Raw genomic sequence first — 16,825 nt, forward strand, 5'->3', positions numbered from 1 at the left:
CGATGTGGATGCACTGGCGCCGCCGCTGGCTTGGCAGGACGTTTCGGGAGGGGGAGTTTGCCCCGCTCTTTGCCCGCCCTGCTGGCGACGAGTGGGTGGCGCTGGACTTCGAGACCACCAGCCTGGATCCGGCGCTGGCGGAGATCGTCTCCATCGGGGCGGTGCGCATCCGGGGCAACCGGATAGAGACGGGCGATGCCCTTGCCATCCGGGTCCAGGCTCCCGCCAGCCTGAACGCCGGGTCCGTGGTGATCCACGGCCTGCGCCATCAGGATCTGCAACAGGGAATGGCACTGGAGCCCGCGCTGAGCGCGCTGCTGGAGTTCATCGGCCCCCGTGAGCTGGTGGGGTATCACATCGCCTATGACCTGCGCATTCTCAACCTCGCCTGCCAACGGCTGTGGCGGCTCACCCTGCCCCAGCGCGGCATCGAGGTGAGCCGCCTCTATCACGATCACCTCTATCGCCGCTATCCCGATGCCGCCATCGATCTGCACCTGGCCGCGATCTGTCGCCATCTGGCGCTGCCAGCCCTGCCCCCCCACGACGCCCTGAGCGATGCCGTCACCGCCGCCCTTGTCTTTGTACGCCTGCATCAGGGCGGCCCGCTGGCTTATCCCAAAGTCTAATTGTCCACGAATAACATTTAATTCACATTTTGATTACATGGACAGCCGTGCTGTCCGGTAGGGAACCCCTCATCCACCGCTGACATTCACTGTCATGGAGAACTGCAATGGAACAGCAACCGTATCTTCGGATCCAGCAAGATCCCAACTTCCAGGCACTGGTCGCCAAACGCCAGCGTTTTGCCTGGACCCTCTCCATCCTGATGCTGGGGCTCTACCTGGCGTTCATCCTGCTCATCGCCTTTGCACCGGGCTGGCTTGGCACCCCCTTGAGCGAAGGCTCCAGCATCACCCGTGGTATCCCGGTCGGGATTGGTCTCATCGTATCGGCCTTCGTGCTGACCGGTATCTACGTATTTCGTGCCAACGGCGAGTTCGACGAGCTGAACCAGAAGATCCTCAAGGGAGCGCAATCATGAAAGGCAAGTTTCTGCTGCCGCTGGCAGGTCTGATCTCCACCCCCTTGCTGGCGGCCGACGCCATCAGCGGCGAGGTGCAACGCCAACCCCTCAATATCTCGGCCATCGTGATGTTCGTGGTCTTCGTGGCCGCCACCCTGTTCATCACCTACTGGGCCTCCAAGCGCAACCGTTCGGCTTCCGACTACTATGCCGCCGGCGGGCGCATCACCGGCTTCCAGAACGGTCTGGCCATCGCCGGTGACTACATGTCCGCCGCCTCCTTCCTCGGCATCTCCGCCCTGGTCTATACCTCGGGCTACGACGGTCTCATCTACTCCATCGGCTTCCTGGTGGGCTGGCCCATCATACTGTTCCTGATCGCGGAGCGGCTGCGCAACCTCGGCAAGTACACCTTTGCCGACGTGGCCTCCTACCGCCTCAAGCAGACCTCGGTGCGCAGCCTCTCCGCCAGCGGCTCCCTAGTGGTGGTCGCCCTCTACCTCATCGCCCAGATGGTCGGTGCCGGCAAGCTCATCGAGCTGCTGTTCGGCCTCCAATACCACGTGGCCGTGGTGCTGGTCGGCATCCTGATGGTGCTCTACGTGCTGTTCGGCGGCATGCTGGCCACCACCTGGGTACAGATCATCAAGGCGGTGATGCTGCTCTCCGGTGCCTCCTTCATGGCCATCATGGTGATGAAGTCCGTCAACTTCGACGTCGGTACCCTGTTCAGCGAAGCGGTCAAGGTGCATGCCAATGGTGCGGCCATCATGAGCCCGGGCGGCCTGGTCGCCGACCCCATCTCCGCCATCTCCCTTGGGCTGGCCCTGATGTTCGGTACCGCAGGTCTGCCCCACATCCTGATGCGCTTCTTTACCGTGAGCGATGCCAAGGAAGCCCGTAAATCGGTGTTCTATGCCACCGGCTTCATCGGGTACTTCTACATCCTCACCTTCATCATCGGCTTTGGCGCCATCCTGCTGGTCAGCACCAACCCGGACTTCAAGGACGCCACCGGCGCCCTGCTGGGGGGCACCAACATGGCGGCGGTCCATCTGGCCGATGCGGTGGGCGGCAGCCTGTTCCTGGGCTTCATCTCCGCCGTGGCGTTTGCCACCATACTGGCGGTCGTGGCCGGGCTGACCCTGGCGGGGGCCTCCGCGGTCTCTCACGACCTCTATGCCTGCGTCATCAAGGAAGGCAAGGCCAACGAGGCCGACGAGCTGCGTGTCTCCAAGATGACCACCCTGGTGCTGGGTGTGGTCGCCATCGGCCTTGGCATCCTGTTCGAGAAGCAGAACATCGCCTTCATGGTGGGCCTGGCCTTCTCCATCGCGGCGAGCTGCAACTTCCCGGTGCTCTTCCTCTCCATGTTCTGGTCCCGCCTGACCACCCGTGGCGCCGTCTATGGCGGCTGGCTCGGTCTCATCAGCGCCGTGACCCTGATGATCCTGGGCCCCACCGTCTGGGTGAAGGTGCTGGGTCATGCCCAGGCCATCTTCCCCTACGAATACCCGGCGCTCTTCTCCATGGGGCTGGCCTTCATCGGGATCTGGTTCTTCTCGGTCACCGACAAGTCCCAGGCAGCCTCCGACGAGCATGCGAAGTTCTTCCCGCAGTTCGTCCGCTCCCAGACCGGGCTCGGTGCCTCCGGCGCCTCCGCCCACTAAGTAGCATCCCACGCATCCAAGCCGGCCCAGTGCCGGCTTTTTTCATGACCGCCCCCTCGCCTCCCCTCTGCAAGAGAGGCCGGAGCCCGTTGCCGGCCTGGTCGTGAAATCTTCCCCCCTGCAATGGGGCCAGATCACAGTTCCTGCTAAAACTTTCGGGGGATCTGTGCCATAATGCGCGCCATTTGACAGACCAACCGGGACATTCCAGTGCTTTCAAGCAACAACATCACCATGCAGTTCGGCGCCAAGCCGCTGTTTGAGAACATCAGCGTCAAGTTTGGCGGCGGCAACCGCTACGGCCTCATCGGTGCCAACGGCTGTGGCAAGTCCACCTTCATGAAGATCCTCGGCGGCGATCTCGAACCCACCGGCGGCAATGTGAGCCTGGATGTCAACGAGCGCATCGGTAAGCTGCGCCAGGATCAGTTCGCCTACGAAGAGATGCGCGTACTGGACGTGGTCATGATGGGCCACACCGAGCTGTGGGCCGCCATCGCCGAACGCGATGCCATCTACGCCAACCTGGAAGCGACCGACGACGACTACATGAAGGCCGCCGAGCTGGAAGGCCTGGTCGCCGAATATGATGGCTACACCGCCGAATCCCGCGCAGGCGAACTGCTGCTGGGTGCCGGTATTCCCATCGAGCAGCACAACGGCCCGATGAGCGAAGTGGCCCCGGGCTGGAAACTGCGGGTACTGCTGGCGCAGGCGCTCTTCTCCAACCCCGACATCCTGTTGCTGGACGAACCGACCAACAACCTGGACATCAACACCATTCGCTGGCTGGAGCAGGTGCTCAACGATCGTGAAAGCACCATGATCATCATCTCTCACGACCGTCACTTCCTGAACTCCGTCTGCACCCACATGGCGGATCTGGACTACGGCGAGCTGCGGGTCTACCCGGGCAACTACGACGAGTACATGCTGGCTGCCACCCAGGCCCGCGAGCGCCTGCTGGCCGACAACGCCAAGAAGAAGGCCCAGATCGCCGATCTGCAATCCTTCGTCTCCCGCTTCAGCGCCAACGCCTCCAAGTCCAGCCAGGCTACCTCCCGCCTCAAGCAGATCGACAAGATCAAGATTGAGGAAGTGAAGGTATCCAGCCGTCAGAACCCCTTCATCCGCTTCGAGCAGGACAAGAAGCTCTACCGCAACATCCTGGAGATCGAAGGCGTCTCCAAGGGTTATGGCGACGGTCCCCTGTTCAAGGGGCTCAACATGATGCTGGAAGTGGGCGAGAAGGTCGCCATCCTGGGTACCAACGGGATCGGTAAGTCCACCCTGATCAAGACGCTGGTCGGTGCCCTGGCACCGGATACCGGCACCATCAAGTGGTCCGAGAACGCCCAGATCGGCTACTACGCCCAGGATCACGCCGAAGACTTCGACACCGATCTCAATGTGTTCGACTGGATGGCCCAGTGGAAGCAGGAGAACGAAGACGAGCAGGCGGTGCGCTCCGTGCTGGGTCGTCTGCTCTTCTCCCAGGACGACATCAAGAAGCCGGTCAAGGTGCTCTCCGGTGGTGAACAGGGCCGGATGCTGTTCGGCAAGCTGATGATGCAGCGCCCCAACATCCTGATCATGGATGAACCGACCAACCACCTGGACATGGAATCCATCGAATCCTTGAACCTGGCGCTGGAGATGTACAAGGGCACCCTGATCTTCGTCTCCCACGACCGCGAGTTCGTCTCCTCCCTGGCGACCCGCATCCTGGAGCTGACCGAAGACGGCATCCGCGACTTCGGCGGCACCTACGAGGATTACCTGCGCACCCAGGGTGTGGTGTAATCCCCCGCCTTCAAGCAAAGCGATCAGAACCGGCGCCTCGTGCGCCGGTTTTTTTATGCCTGCTGGCAACGCCGAGCGGGATGCAAACTAGGACGACGTATCCCCCCTGCGAGCGGGCAGCAGCTCTCCCTTGTGCCGCGTGCAGATAAAAAAACGGCTCCATCATGGAGCCGTTTTCACACTTGGGGCCGTGAGGCTGACTTACTCGACAGTGGCTTCCACGTCGGTGAAGTATTCGATCTTGGCCGCCTTGCGCAGCTCGTCGATCAGCGACTTGTAGTCGGCCTGTGCCTTGCCCTGACCCAGCTGACCTTGCAGCAGGCTCACCATCTGGGACGGCTCCTTGATGACGTTGACCTTGTCCAGCGCCACCACCACACGATCACCGTTGGCTTCGGTCACCAGCTCGACGCTCGGCTTGCCATCGATCGGATGGGGCATGCGGAACGCCTGGGTCACCAGGTTCTGATCCATCTCCTGGGCGAAACGGGATACGCCGGTATGGGTATCCACTTTCAGACCCAGCGCGGTCAGGTCGGCCTGAACGTTCTCACCGGCCTTGAGCTTGTCCAGCAGACCCTGGGCCTTGCCACGAGCCACTTCACTGGCCTTGTCGTGCTTGATGGCGGTGATCACCTGCTCTTTCACCTCGGCAAGCGGCTTGGCCGCCTTCGGCTGGTGACCCATGATGTGCAGCACCAGCGCCTTGCCGTCGGCCAGCTCGATCACGTCGGAGTTGGTGTTGTCATCACGCAGCTGTTCGGAGAATGCCACGGAGAGCACCTTGGGATCATTGAGCGGTGTGGGCGCATCGGCCTGGCTGAAATAGCCGGTGGACTGCACCTGGAGGCCCATGGCTTCGGCGGTCAAGTCCAGGGAGTCCGGGTTCTCGAAGCTGCTGTCGGCCATCTTCTGCTGCTCGGCGAAGAACTGCTCCTTGGCCTTCTCAGACTGCAGACGGGCGATGGTATCGCTCATCACGTCCACGAAGGGCTTGGTCTTGGCCGGTTCGACGGCCAGCAGCTTGATGATGTGGAAGCCGAACGGGCTCTTCACCACGGCGGAGAGATCGCCAGCCTTGGCCAGCGCGAACGCGGCTTTCTCGAAGGCAGGATCCATCACCCCTTTCTCGAACCAGTCGAGCTCCCCGCCCTTCTTCGCGGAGAAGGTATCGGAGGAGTCGGCCTTGGCCAGCGCGGCGAAATCGTCACCTGCCTTGGCCTTGGCCAGCACGGCCTCGGCTTTCTGCTCGGCGGCCTTTTCATCCTTGCCAAACGGGATCAGGATGTGCGCCACCTGACGGCGCTCGGGACGCTGGAACAGATCCTGATGCTGGTCGTAGTAATCCTGGGCATCCTGCTCGGTGACCTTGATGTTCTTGCCAAGGTTCGCGGCATCGAGCAGCAGATAGTCGACCTTGACCGTCTCGTCGTTCATGAAGCGAGCGCTGTTGGCCTTGTAGAACTGCTCCACCTCGGCATCGCTCACCTCGATCCCGCCCACATAGGCGGAAGCGGCCAGACGGATCAGGCGCAGGTCACGGGTCTGGTTGTAGAGACGATCCAGTTGCTCTGCTTCACCCTTGAGGGCGAACTCCGATCCCAGCACGGCGCCCATCAATTGCTGGCGCACCATGTCCTGGCGCAGGGAGTCGCGGAACATCTCGGGGGTCATGCCGGCACGGCGAATGAGCTGCAGGTAGCGGTCATTGCTGAACTTGCCGTTCTCGGCAAACTCGGGCATGGCGACGATGGCCTGCTTGATCTGCTCATCGCTGACGCGCAGACCCAGGGAGCGGGCCTTGTCATCGATCAGCGCCTGATCGATCAGACGGTCCAGCACGCCACGGCGGAACTGTTTCATGTAATCGGGATTGGCGGCCAGCTGGTTGAAGGCCTCACCCATTTGGGATTCCATACGGGCCCGCTCATTGCGGTAGGCATTCTCCAGTGCGGGGGCACTGATGTCATTGCCGTTGACGGTGGCGGGGGCGGTACGTGCCGGGCCATTGAGGTAGCTGCCTACCCCGGCCAAGGCAAAGGAGAGGATGATCAGGCCCAAGATAACCTTGGCTACCTTGCCCTGCGCCCCTTCGCGTAGTTTATCCAACATCATGTTTGTACTTATGCTCCCGAACTCGATGGGCGTAAATAATGAAAAGGCGCACCGATTGCGATGCGCCTTGGTCAAGCAGTATGAGGGAGAGCCCTCTCACTTGTCTGGTCAGAGACCAAGGACGGTGCCGATAGATATCAGCGACCGGCTTAGTTGACCGCGTCTTTCAGGGCCTTGCCGGCTTTGAAGGCAGGAACTTTACCGGCAGCGATTTCGATGGTCGCACCAGTTTGCGGGTTGCGGCCGGAACGGGCTGCACGCTCGCGAACGGCGAAAGTACCGAAACCAACCAGAGCAACCTGGTCACCCTCTTTCAGGGCTTCGCCCACGGCATCGATGAAGGCATCCAGCGCACGGCCAGCGGCAGCTTTGGAGATATCAGCACCGTCTGCAATCTTGTCAATCAGTTGAGATTTATTCACTCTTATATTCCCCTTTTATCGAACATCGCTGCGGCGCTGATTTCCCTGGCCACAACAAGTGGAGGTTTTATAACAAGCCTCCTGATCAGTTGCAAGTGACAATCTGGCGCAAACCCGCGCCACATCACGCATTGCGACTCATCATGAGTACCCGATCGGTGGTCAAGGCTACTTCCGTTGTCCGGTGCATGCAAGCCTTAACCACCCCCCGAATGCGCCAAATTTGCGGCGCATCAACATTTACACGACAGAAACGCGTTCGAAACCTTGCGGATTGTCCTGCAACGCCAGTGCAAGCACCTCATCAATCCAGCGAACCGGATAGATTTCAAGATCTTGTTTGACGTTGGCCGGGATCTCCTCGAGGTCACGTTCGTTCTCTTTCGGGATCAGCACACGCTTGATGCCACCACGGTGGGCCGCCAGCAGTTTCTCCTTGAGACCACCGATGGGCAGCACCTCGCCACGCAGGGTGATTTCACCCGTCATGGCCACGTCGGCACGCACCGGGTTGCCGGTGAGGCTGGAGACCAGGGCGGTACACATGGCGATACCGGCGCTCGGGCCGTCTTTCGGGGTCGCCCCTTCCGGCACGTGCACGTGGATGTCGCGCTTCTCGTAGAAGTCGCCGTTGATACGCAGCTTCTCGGCACGGGCCCGCACCACCGTCATGGCCGCCTGGATGGACTCCTGCATCACGTCACCGAGGGAACCGGTGTAAGTGAGCTTGCCCTTGCCCGGCATGTTGGTGGTCTCGATGGTGAGCAGATCGCCCCCCACTTCGGTCCACGCCAGCCCGCACACCTGACCAATCTGGTTCTGGTCGGTGGCCTTGCCATAGTCAAAGCGCTGTACCCCCAGGAACTCCTTGAGGTTCTCCTGGTTGACCTGAACATGCTTGATGCTCTTGTCCAGCAGGATGCGTTTGACTGCCTTGCGACAGATTTTGGAGATTTCACGCTCCAGGCTGCGCACACCCGCCTCGCGGGTGTAGTAGCGAATCACCCCGATCAGCGCCGAATCCTCAATGGTGATCTCGGAAGGCTTCAGGCCGTTGCGCTGGATCTGCTTGGCCACCAGGTGCTGCTTGGCAATGTTGAGCTTCTCGTCCTCGGTGTAACCGGACAGACGGATCACTTCCATCCGGTCCAGCAGCGGACCCGGGATGTTCATGGAGTTGGAGGTCGCCACGAACATCACGTCCGACAGGTCATAATCCACTTCCAGATAGTGATCGTTGAAGCTGCTGTTCTGCTCGGGATCCAGCACCTCCAGCAGGGCGGAAGCGGGATCGCCACGCATGTCCGAGCTCATCTTGTCGATTTCGTCGAGCAGGAACAGCGGGTTCTTCACGCCGACTTTCGCCATCTTCTGGATGAGCTTGCCGGGCATGGAGCCGATGTAGGTACGACGGTGACCACGGATCTCCGCCTCGTCACGCACCCCACCCAGGGCCATGCGCACATACTTGCGGCCGGTGGCCTTGGCGATGGACTGGCCCAGGGAGGTCTTGCCCACGCCGGGAGGCCCGACCAGGCAGAGGATGGGGCCCTTGAGCTTGTTCACACGCGCCTGCACTGCCAGGTATTCGAGGATGCGATCCTTGACCTTGTCCAGGCCATAGTGATCCGCATCCAGCACCTCCTGGGCCTTGCCCAGGTCTTTCTTGACCTTGGAGCGGGTCTTCCAGGGCACCTGCACCATCCAGTCCACATAGCTGCGCACCACGGTGGCTTCCGCCGACATGGGGGACATCATCTTGAGCTTGGCGAGCTCGGCCTGGGCCTTCTCGCGGGCATCCTCCGGCATCCCGGCCTCTTCAATCTTGCGATTGAGGGCTTCGAATTCATCCGGGCTATCTTCCAGCTCACCCAGCTCTTTCTGGATGGCCTTCATCTGCTCGTTGAGGTAATACTCCCGCTGGCTCTTCTCCATCTGCTTCTTGACCCGGGAGCGGATGCGCTTCTCGACCTGCAGCAGATCGATCTCCGACTCCATCATGGCCATCAGAAACTCGATGCGCTCGGACACGGAGGCGATTTCCAGCACCTTCTGCTTGTCTTCGAGCTTGAGCGGCATGTGGGCAGCCATGGTATCGGCCAGGCGCGCCGCATCGTCGATCGCCGAAATCGAGGTGAGTACCTCGGGCGGGATCTTCTTGTTGAGCTTGATGTAACCTTCGAACTGGCCGATGGCAGAGCGCACCAGCACGTCCTGATCCTTCTCCTCGATGGGAGCAGACGCGATGTACTGGGCCTCCCCGACAAAGAAGTCGCGATCGTCAATCATCCGCTCAAGGCGGGCACGCTGGCCCCCCTCCACCAGCACCTTGACGGTGCCGTCCGGCAGCTTGAGCATCTGCAGAATATTGGCCACTGTCCCGACGGAGAAAATTTCCTCCACCGTCGGTTCGTCAGTCGACGCATCCTTCTGGGCCACCAGCAGGACTTTCTTGTCCTGCTCCATGGCCGCTTCCAGACAGCGAATGGATTTTTCCCGCCCCACAAAGAGTGGAATGACCATGTGGGGATAGACCACCACGTCACGAAGAGGCAGGACGGGAATCTCGATGCGTTCTGAACGCTCTAGGTTCATATATGTCCTCTCGGCTTGTTATACCGTTGGCAAAGGCTTGGCTGAGTATATGGGGGCGCAAAGATGAGATTCAATCGCCTTGGCCGTAAAAAGCATGAAAGGGGCAAAAAGCCCCTTTATGTGATTAAAAATCAGACAGTTACTCTGAGGCTGCGGCCTGAGTCTCGGGATTGTCGTAGATCATCAGGGGCGCGGAGTCTCCCTTGATCACCGTCTCGTCGATCACCACCTTGCTGACCCCTTTCAGGGAGGGCAGGTCATACATGGTGTCGAGCAGCACGGCCTCGACAATGGAACGCAGACCCCGGGCACCGGTTTTGCGCTCCATGGCCTTGCGGGCAATGGCATTGAGCGCGTCGTCACGAAACTCCAGCTCCACCTCTTCCAGGGCAAACAGCGCGGCATACTGCTTGGTCAACGCGTTCTTCGGCTCTTTCAGGATCTGGATGAGGGCCGCCTCGTCAAGCTCGGTCAGGGTCGCGACCACCGGCAGACGACCGATGAACTCGGGGATGAGACCGTACTTGATGAGATCTTCCGGCTCCACCTTGGCAAAATTCTCGCTCAGGGTTGCCTTGGCATTCTTGGATTTCACCTCGGCGCCAAAACCGATGCCGGTGCCCTTGACGGAACGCTGCTCGATCACCTTGTCCAGCCCCGCGAAGGCACCACCACAGATGAACAGGATCTTGGAGGTGTCGACCTGCAAAAACTCCTGCTGCGGGTGCTTGCGACCGCCCTGGGGCGGCACGGAGGCGATGGTGCCTTCGATCAGTTTCAGCAGGGCCTGCTGCACCCCTTCCCCGGACACGTCGCGGGTGATGGAGGGGTTGTCCGACTTGCGGGAGATCTTGTCGATCTCGTCGATGTAGACGATACCGCGCTGGGCCTTCTCCACGTCGTAGTCGCACTTTTGCAGCAACTTCTGGATGATGTTCTCCACGTCCTCGCCCACGTAACCGGCTTCGGTCAGGGTGGTAGCATCGGCCATGGTGAAGGGCACATCCAGCAGACGAGCCAGGGTCTCGGCCAGCAGAGTCTTGCCGCTGCCGGTGGGGCCAATCAGCAGAATGTTGGATTTGCCCAGCTCCACGCCACCGGACTCGCTGCCGCTGCGAAGACGCTTGTAGTGGTTGTAGACAGCCACTGCCAGCACCTTCTTGGCGTACTCCTGACCGATCACGTAGTCGTCCAGATGGGCGCGGATTTCATGAGGGGTCGGCAGCTCGCTACCATCGCGCTTGGGAGAGATCTCGCGGATCTCTTCGCGGATGATGTCGTTGCACAGCTCGACACACTCATCACATACGTAGACGGAAGGGCCAGCGATCAGCTTGCGCACTTCATGCTGGCTTTTGCCGCAGAAAGAGCAATACAGCAGCTTGTCGCCCTCACCCTTGCGTTTCTCTGTCATTCAGCGACCTCGTTTTATCAATAGAAGATGGATCGTCCTGTTGAGTTTACAACAGGACGGGGTACCCTGCTCAGCCGCGCTGGCTCAGGATGCCGTCAACCAGACCATAGGCAACGGCCTGCTCGGCAGACATGAAATTGTCACGGTCGGTGTCGTGCTCGATGGTGGCCATGTCCTGACCGGTATGGAACGCCAGACGATCGTTCAGGGTATTCTTGATTTTCAGGATCTCCTGGGCATGGATCTGGATGTCAGAAGCCTGCCCCTGGAAGCCGCCCAGCGGCTGGTGGATCATCACTCGGGCATTGGGCAGGCAGAAACGCTTGCCCTTGGCGCCACCGGCCAGCAGGAAGGCCCCCATGGAGCAGGCCTGCCCCATGCAGACGGTGCTCACGTCCGGCTTGATGAACTGCATGGTGTCATAGATGGACATACCCGCAGTGACGGCACCACCCGGCGAGTTGATGTAGATGCTGATGTCCTGATCCGGGTTCTCGGACTCCAGGAACAGCAGTTGGGCCACCACCAGGTTCGCCATGTGATCCTCGACCTGACCGGTCAGGAAGATCACCCGCTCTTTCAGCAGACGGGAATAGATGTCGTAGGAACGCTCCCCTTTCGCGGTTTGCTCTACCACCATCGGGATGAGCGCATTGCGTGGGGATTCAGTCACATCGTTATAGTTCTTGTACATAAGGCATTGTCCCTAAAATAAAATGGCCCGAGTGGAGATCACACGAGCCATTATACTTAACAGTTTTGACCTTAAGTCAAATGTTCTTAGGCAGCGGCACCGGACTTGTTGATCACTTCGTCGAAGGCAACTTCTTTCTCGGTGACTTGCGCCTTGGACAGGATCAGATCGATGGCTTGATCTTCAATGGCCAGGTTGCGCACGCCGTTCAGCATCTGCTCGTTCTGCTGATAGTACTCGATCACTTCTTTCGGATCTTCGTAGGCAGTGGCCATGGACTCGATGATGCTGGTCACACGGGCGTCGTCAGCCTTGATCTCGTTGGTGCGGATGACGTCACCCAGCAGCAGACCAACGCGGACACGGCGCTCGGCCTGGGCCTGGAACAGCTCGGCCGGCAGCTCGGGGGCGTTGCCGCCCTGGAAGCCACCGAAGCGCTGCAGAGCCTGCTGACGCAGGGTGTCGATTTCCTGGGCAACGGCAGCTTTCGGCAGATCGATCTGGTTGGTTTCAACCAGGCCGTTCAGTACCTGCTCTTTCACGCTGTTTTTCAGGGCCTGGGCCAGTTCGCGCTCCATGTTCTTGCGCACTTCTGCCTTCAGTTCTTCAACGCTGCCGCTCTCGATGCCGAAACGCTTGACGAACTCTTCGGTCAGCTCGGGCAGCACCTGCTCTTCAACCTTGTGCAGCTTGGAAGCAAATTTGGCAGCCTTGCCCTTCAGGGCTTCGGCGTGGTAGTCAGCCGGGAAAGTCACCTCGATGGTGAACTCGTCGCCCGCTTTCTTGCCCAGGATGGCGTCTTCGAAGCCCGGGATCATGCGGCCAGCGCCCAGTTCCAGAGTGAAGCCTTCAGCCTTGCCACCGTCGAACTCTTCACCGTCGATGGAACCGACGAAGTCCATGGTCACACGCATGCCGTTGGCGGCAGCCACAGCGGCTTCAGTCCAGGTGGCGTGCTGCTTGCGCAGGGTGTCGATCATGTTTTCCAGGTCGCTGTCCTTAACGGTGGCAACCGGCTTCTCGACCTTGATGCTCTCCAGACCGGCAACTTCGAACTCCGGATACACTTCGAAAGTGGCGGTGAACTCGAAATCCTGACCTTCTTTGATCTCTTTCGGATCCATGGTCGGGGCGCCAGCCGGGCTCAGTTTGTTCTCGATGATGGCCTTGATGAAGTTGTTCTGCATCATTTCATCGGCAACGCGGGCGTGAGCCATGGCACCGAACATCTTCTTGATGATGGCAACCGGAGCCTTGCCAGGACGGAAACCGTCGATGCGACGGGTTTTGGCCAGGCCATTCAATTCTTTGCGCACGGCGGCGTCAACGGTAGCGGCCGGTACAGTGATGGTAAGACGGCGTTCCAGACCCTGGGTTGTCTCTACAGAAACTTGCATTCTTTTACCTCGTTCAACTCAGCACTGCGTGCTGACCCTTTATTGCCCCCGGGCAAGCCCGGAGTCTTCCTGTTTATAAAGACAACGACTGTCTTTGTGATGAGAAAATATGACGCGACATTATAGCGGCGTGCAGTGGTCGCGTCGAGCCGCACATCCCCCATCCGGGGCACAGACAGCACAATTTGCGCAAGACTTTCTCCTATATGGGGAAGCCTTGCACCGAGTTCAAGCATTCCATCCGCAATAATTTGCACTGGCTCACTCTTTTTCACGGCGAACGGGCCATTTTGATCGCCATCCGCCGCCAATCAGGCACAAAAATGGCGTGCTGCGACCCAAATTGTCCACCTTCTCGCCTGTGCCATTGCGTCCCCCGGCCGGGCTCGCTATGGTGACAACCAATTCACGTGCTGCTGGAGTCACCCACATGTCCTTTTTCCGCTTCTTGTTCAATCTGCTCTGGTTCGTGCTGGGAGGCGTCTTCATGGGGCTGGCCTGGTGGCTGGCGGGGCTGCTCTGCTTCATCTCCCTCATCGGGATCCCCTGGGGACGCGCCTGCTTCGTCATCGGCACCTTCACCTTCTTCCCGTTTGGCAAGCAGGCGGTGAGCCGCAAGAGCATGACGGGCCAGAGCGACATCGGCACCGGTGCCCTGGGGCTGATTGGCAACATTCTCTGGTTTGTGCTCATCGGGGTCTGGCTGGCCATCGGCCACATCGCCTCGGCGCTGGCCTGTTTCGTCACCATCGTCGGCATCCCGTTCGGCATCCAGCACCTCAAGCTGGCCCTCATCAGCCTGGCCCCCATCGGCCAGATGATAGTGACCAACCACGAGGCCGAATCGGGCCGCTACATCCGCTGACAGCCCATCTCAGACTATCCTTGCGGGTGGAAAAAAGGGCAGACTAGGGTCTGCCCTTTTTCATTGCCCCATTCGAGGTCTTTCATGCTGCCCAGCCATTTTTTTGCCAACCTCGCCCGTATGCGCCTCATCTACCGCTGGCCCCTGATGCGCAACATCCAGCCCGAAAACATCGCCGAGCACAGCTTGCAGGTTGCCATGGTGGCCCACGCCCTCGGCCTTATCAGCAATCGCCTGTTCGGCGCTCAGGTGGATGCAGACCGGGCCGCCGTCATGGCCCTCTACCACGACAGCAGCGAGGTGCTGACCGGGGATCTGCCCACCCCGGTCAAGTACTTCAATCCCGAAATCGCCCGTGAATACAAGAAGATTGAGCTTGCCGCCGAGCAGCGCCTGCTGGGCATGTTGCCGCCTGAGCTGGTCGAGGACTTTCGCCCCCTGCTCGACTCCGGCGCCCAGGACGAGGCCCTCACCAGCCTGGTGAAGGATGCAGACACCCTCTGTGCCTACACCAAGTGTCTGGAGGAGCTGAGCGTCGGCAACCGGGAGTTCGAGCCCGCGCGAAAGCGCCTCGAGCAGATGCTGGACGCCAGGATGAACCCCGCCATGCGCTACTTCATCGATGTCTTCGTGGGGAGTTTTTCACTGCCTCTCGATGAGTTGAATGCCCATTGATGCCATCAACACGGCACCGGGCATCATCTCCTCCTGCGTATTGCCTCGATAACCGCCACTTCGGGGGGTTCCCCACAAAAGAGTGACAATAAAAAGGGCCCCGCAGGGCCCGTTATCACATCCATGGGCATCAATGCCCCAGCTCCCGGGACGGCACCAGGCCGCTCGCCCGCCAGGCGGGATAGAGGGTCGCCACCAGGCTCATCAGGATGGCGGCGCCGGTCACGATGAGCAAGTCCTGCATGTGCAGCTCGGTCGGCAGGAAGTCGATGAAGTAGATGTCCGGATTGAGGAAACGGTGCCCGATCACTCCTTCGATGGCGCTCAGGATCTGGGTCAGCTTGCTGGAGAGCAGGCCGCCCAGCAGGGCGCCTAGCAAGGCTCCCGCCACCCCGTTCACCATCCCCTGGATGACGAAGGTGAGCCGGATCTGGCCCGGGCTCGCCCCCATGGTCTTCAAGATGGCGATCTCGCTGCGCTTCTCGTTCACCGCCATCACCAGGGTGGAGACGATGTTGAAGCAGGCCACCGCCACCACCATCAGCATCACCACGTACATCACGGTGCGCACCATCTGGATGTCCTGATAGAGATAACCCTGACGGCTCATCCAGCTGCTGATATAGACGTAGTGCGGGAATTTCTGGGCCGCCGCCACCGTGATGGACTGGGCCTTGAGCACGTCGCTCACCTTGAGGCTGAACCCCTCCACCGCGCTGCCCATGCCGGTGATGGCCTGGGCGTCCGCCAGGTGCATGAAGCCGAGCAGGCCGTCGAGCTGGCCGCCGATCTCGAGCAGCCCCACCACGGTGAGCGCCTCCCGTTTCGGGTTCTTGATGCCGGCGGCATCCCCCGCTTGGGGCAGCAGCAGGGTGACGGTGTCCCCTGTCTTGACCCCCAGCTTGTCGGCGATGATCTTGCCGAGGATGACCCCGTGTTCACCCGCCTGCAGCTCGCGAAGGCCCCGCCCCGTCATGAAGTTGCCCGCATCGGAGAGATTGGCTTCCAGCTCCGGCAGCACCGCACGCAGCTGGACCCCCTTGAGGGCGGAGCCGTGCTCCAGCAGGCCGTCCAGGCGAATGACCGGGGCAGCCGCCTCCACCCCGGGCTGGGCCAGCAGGTAGTCCCTGAGCCGCGGCCAGTCAGGCAGTGGCGCCTCCATGCCGATGAGCTCGCCGTGGGGTACCACGGAGAGCACCCGGTTCTTGAGCTCCCGCTCGAACCCGTTCATGGCGGAGAGGCCAAGAATGAGGGCCATCACCCCGAGGGCGATGCCGATGAGGGAAGAGGCCGAGATAAAGGCGATGAAGCCGTTGCGGCGGCGGGAGCGGCTGTAACGCAGGCCCAGGAACAGGGGCAGCGGTTTGAACATCAGGCGACCTCCGCCATGATGCCGCTCACCAGGGTGACCCGGCGGTGGAGCTTGGCCGCCAGGCTCAAGTCATGGGTCACCACCACGAACGCGGTGCCAAGCTCGCGGTTGAGCTCGCACAAGAGCTCATAGACGGCGGTGGCGCTGGCATGATCCAGGTTGCCGGTGGGCTCGTCCGCCAGCACCAGGCTGGGTTCGTTGACCAGGGCACGGGCGATGGCCACCCGCTGGCGCTCGCCACCGGAGAGCTCGGACGGTCTGTGGTTGAGACGGTGGGAGAGCCCCACCCGCCCCAGCATCTTGCTCGCCTTCTCGGTGGCGCTGGCCACCGACTCACCGGCGATCAGCAGCGGCATGGCCGCATTTTCCAGCGCGCTGAATTCCGAGAGCAGGTGGTGGAACTGGTAAACGAAACCCAGCTCCTGGTTGCGAAACCTCGCCTGGGTACGGCTGTCCCAGCCATGGATGTCCTGCCCCTTGAACAGCACGGCGCCGCTGGAGGGGTTGTCCAGCGCCCCCATCAGGTGCAGCAGGGTGGTCTTGCCGGAGCCCGAGCTCCCCACCACCGCCAGCATCTCCCCGGGGGCGACGTCCAGCTCGATCCCCTTGAGTACCTGGGTCTCCAGATTGCCCTCTTTGTAGACATGATTGAGGGCCTGGCAGCGCAGCAGCGGCTCGCAGGAGACGGATTGATTCATAAAGGAGGCTCCACTTGCACCTGTAACAACGCTGGCGCCGGTAGCAACACCGGCACCAGTAACAACAGAAGATGA

14 protein-coding genes are annotated in these 16,825 nt (G+C 60.7%); 6 read left to right on the forward strand and 8 right to left on the reverse strand.

Annotated features, from left to right (window positions below):
* The first annotated feature begins 2 nt into the window (after positions 1 to 2).
* The 4 genes from J9892_RS04265 to J9892_RS04280 all read left to right on the forward strand — a co-directional run bounded on the left by J9892_RS04265 (position 3) and on the right by J9892_RS04280 (position 4,503).
* The gene (locus tag J9892_RS04265; RefSeq protein ID WP_104452892.1) at positions 3 to 629 is read left to right on the forward strand and encodes a 3'-5' exonuclease; all 627 of its coding nucleotides are present in this window, start codon (positions 3 to 5) and stop codon (positions 627 to 629) included.
* A 107-nt stretch (positions 630 to 736) separates the two neighbouring features.
* Positions 737 to 1,048, forward strand: a complete 312-nt coding sequence (locus J9892_RS04270) for a DUF485 domain-containing protein (RefSeq protein ID WP_039039049.1) — start codon at positions 737 to 739, stop codon at positions 1,046 to 1,048.
* Positions 1,045 to 2,700 carry a cation acetate symporter gene (locus J9892_RS04275; protein WP_039039048.1) on the forward strand — a complete coding sequence of 552 codons (1,656 nt, stop codon included), beginning with the start codon at positions 1,045 to 1,047 and terminating at the stop codon, positions 2,698 to 2,700. Before J9892_RS04270 ends, J9892_RS04275 begins: the two co-directional genes overlap by 4 nt.
* A gap of 210 nt (positions 2,701 to 2,910) precedes the next feature.
* On the forward strand, positions 2,911 to 4,503 hold the full coding sequence (locus J9892_RS04280; protein WP_010674576.1) for an ABC-F family ATPase: 1,593 nt from the start codon (positions 2,911 to 2,913) through the stop codon (positions 4,501 to 4,503).
* Between the two features lie 201 nt (positions 4,504 to 4,704).
* On the opposite strand, the gene ppiD is transcribed toward J9892_RS04280, so the two are convergent.
* The 6 genes from ppiD to tig all read right to left on the reverse strand — a co-directional run bounded on the left by ppiD (position 4,705) and on the right by tig (position 13,140).
* Positions 4,705 to 6,618: a peptidylprolyl isomerase gene (gene ppiD, locus J9892_RS04285; protein WP_161653526.1), complete on the reverse strand. Its 1,914-nt coding sequence runs from the start codon at positions 6,616 to 6,618 to the stop codon at positions 4,705 to 4,707.
* A 149-nt stretch (positions 6,619 to 6,767) separates the two neighbouring features.
* Positions 6,768 to 7,040: a nucleoid-associated protein HU-beta gene (hupB, locus tag J9892_RS04290; protein WP_005315375.1), complete on the reverse strand. Its 273-nt coding sequence runs from the start codon at positions 7,038 to 7,040 to the stop codon at positions 6,768 to 6,770.
* Positions 7,041 to 7,280: 240 nt separating this feature from the next.
* Positions 7,281 to 9,635, reverse strand: a complete 2,355-nt coding sequence (lon, locus tag J9892_RS04295) for an endopeptidase La (RefSeq protein ID WP_041215258.1) — start codon at positions 9,633 to 9,635, stop codon at positions 7,281 to 7,283.
* A gap of 139 nt (positions 9,636 to 9,774) precedes the next feature.
* Positions 9,775 to 11,049: an ATP-dependent protease ATP-binding subunit ClpX gene (gene clpX, locus J9892_RS04300; RefSeq protein WP_010674573.1), complete on the reverse strand. Its 1,275-nt coding sequence runs from the start codon at positions 11,047 to 11,049 to the stop codon at positions 9,775 to 9,777.
* 70 nt (positions 11,050 to 11,119) lie between these two features.
* On the reverse strand, positions 11,120 to 11,743 hold the full coding sequence (clpP, locus tag J9892_RS04305; protein ID WP_210538010.1) for an ATP-dependent Clp endopeptidase proteolytic subunit ClpP: 624 nt from the start codon (positions 11,741 to 11,743) through the stop codon (positions 11,120 to 11,122).
* 86 nt (positions 11,744 to 11,829) lie between these two features.
* Positions 11,830 to 13,140, reverse strand: a complete 1,311-nt coding sequence (tig, locus tag J9892_RS04310; RefSeq protein ID WP_210538011.1) for a trigger factor — start codon at positions 13,138 to 13,140, stop codon at positions 11,830 to 11,832.
* A 430-nt stretch (positions 13,141 to 13,570) separates the two neighbouring features.
* Between tig and J9892_RS04315 the strand changes: the two genes are divergently transcribed.
* Positions 13,571 to 14,005 carry a YccF domain-containing protein gene (locus J9892_RS04315; protein WP_042016081.1) on the forward strand — a complete coding sequence of 145 codons (435 nt, stop codon included), beginning with the start codon at positions 13,571 to 13,573 and terminating at the stop codon, positions 14,003 to 14,005.
* A gap of 84 nt (positions 14,006 to 14,089) precedes the next feature.
* On the forward strand, positions 14,090 to 14,680 hold the full coding sequence (gene yfbR, locus J9892_RS04320; RefSeq protein WP_010674569.1) for a 5'-deoxynucleotidase: 591 nt from the start codon (positions 14,090 to 14,092) through the stop codon (positions 14,678 to 14,680).
* 130 nt (positions 14,681 to 14,810) lie between these two features.
* Here the strand turns inward: yfbR and lolE are convergent, their stop codons facing one another.
* Positions 14,811 to 16,052, reverse strand: a complete 1,242-nt coding sequence (gene lolE, locus J9892_RS04325) for a lipoprotein-releasing ABC transporter permease subunit LolE (RefSeq protein ID WP_039039045.1) — start codon at positions 16,050 to 16,052, stop codon at positions 14,811 to 14,813.
* Positions 16,052 to 16,750 carry a lipoprotein-releasing ABC transporter ATP-binding protein LolD gene (gene lolD, locus J9892_RS04330; protein ID WP_010674567.1) on the reverse strand — a complete coding sequence of 233 codons (699 nt, stop codon included), beginning with the start codon at positions 16,748 to 16,750 and terminating at the stop codon, positions 16,052 to 16,054. The genes lolE and lolD overlap by 1 nt, the downstream gene beginning before the upstream one ends.
* Between the last annotated feature and the right edge of the window lie 75 nt (positions 16,751 to 16,825).

Source organism: Aeromonas sp. Prich7-2, assembly GCF_017939255.1.
GTDB classification, from domain to species: Bacteria; Pseudomonadota; Gammaproteobacteria; order Enterobacterales; family Aeromonadaceae; genus Aeromonas; species Aeromonas caviae.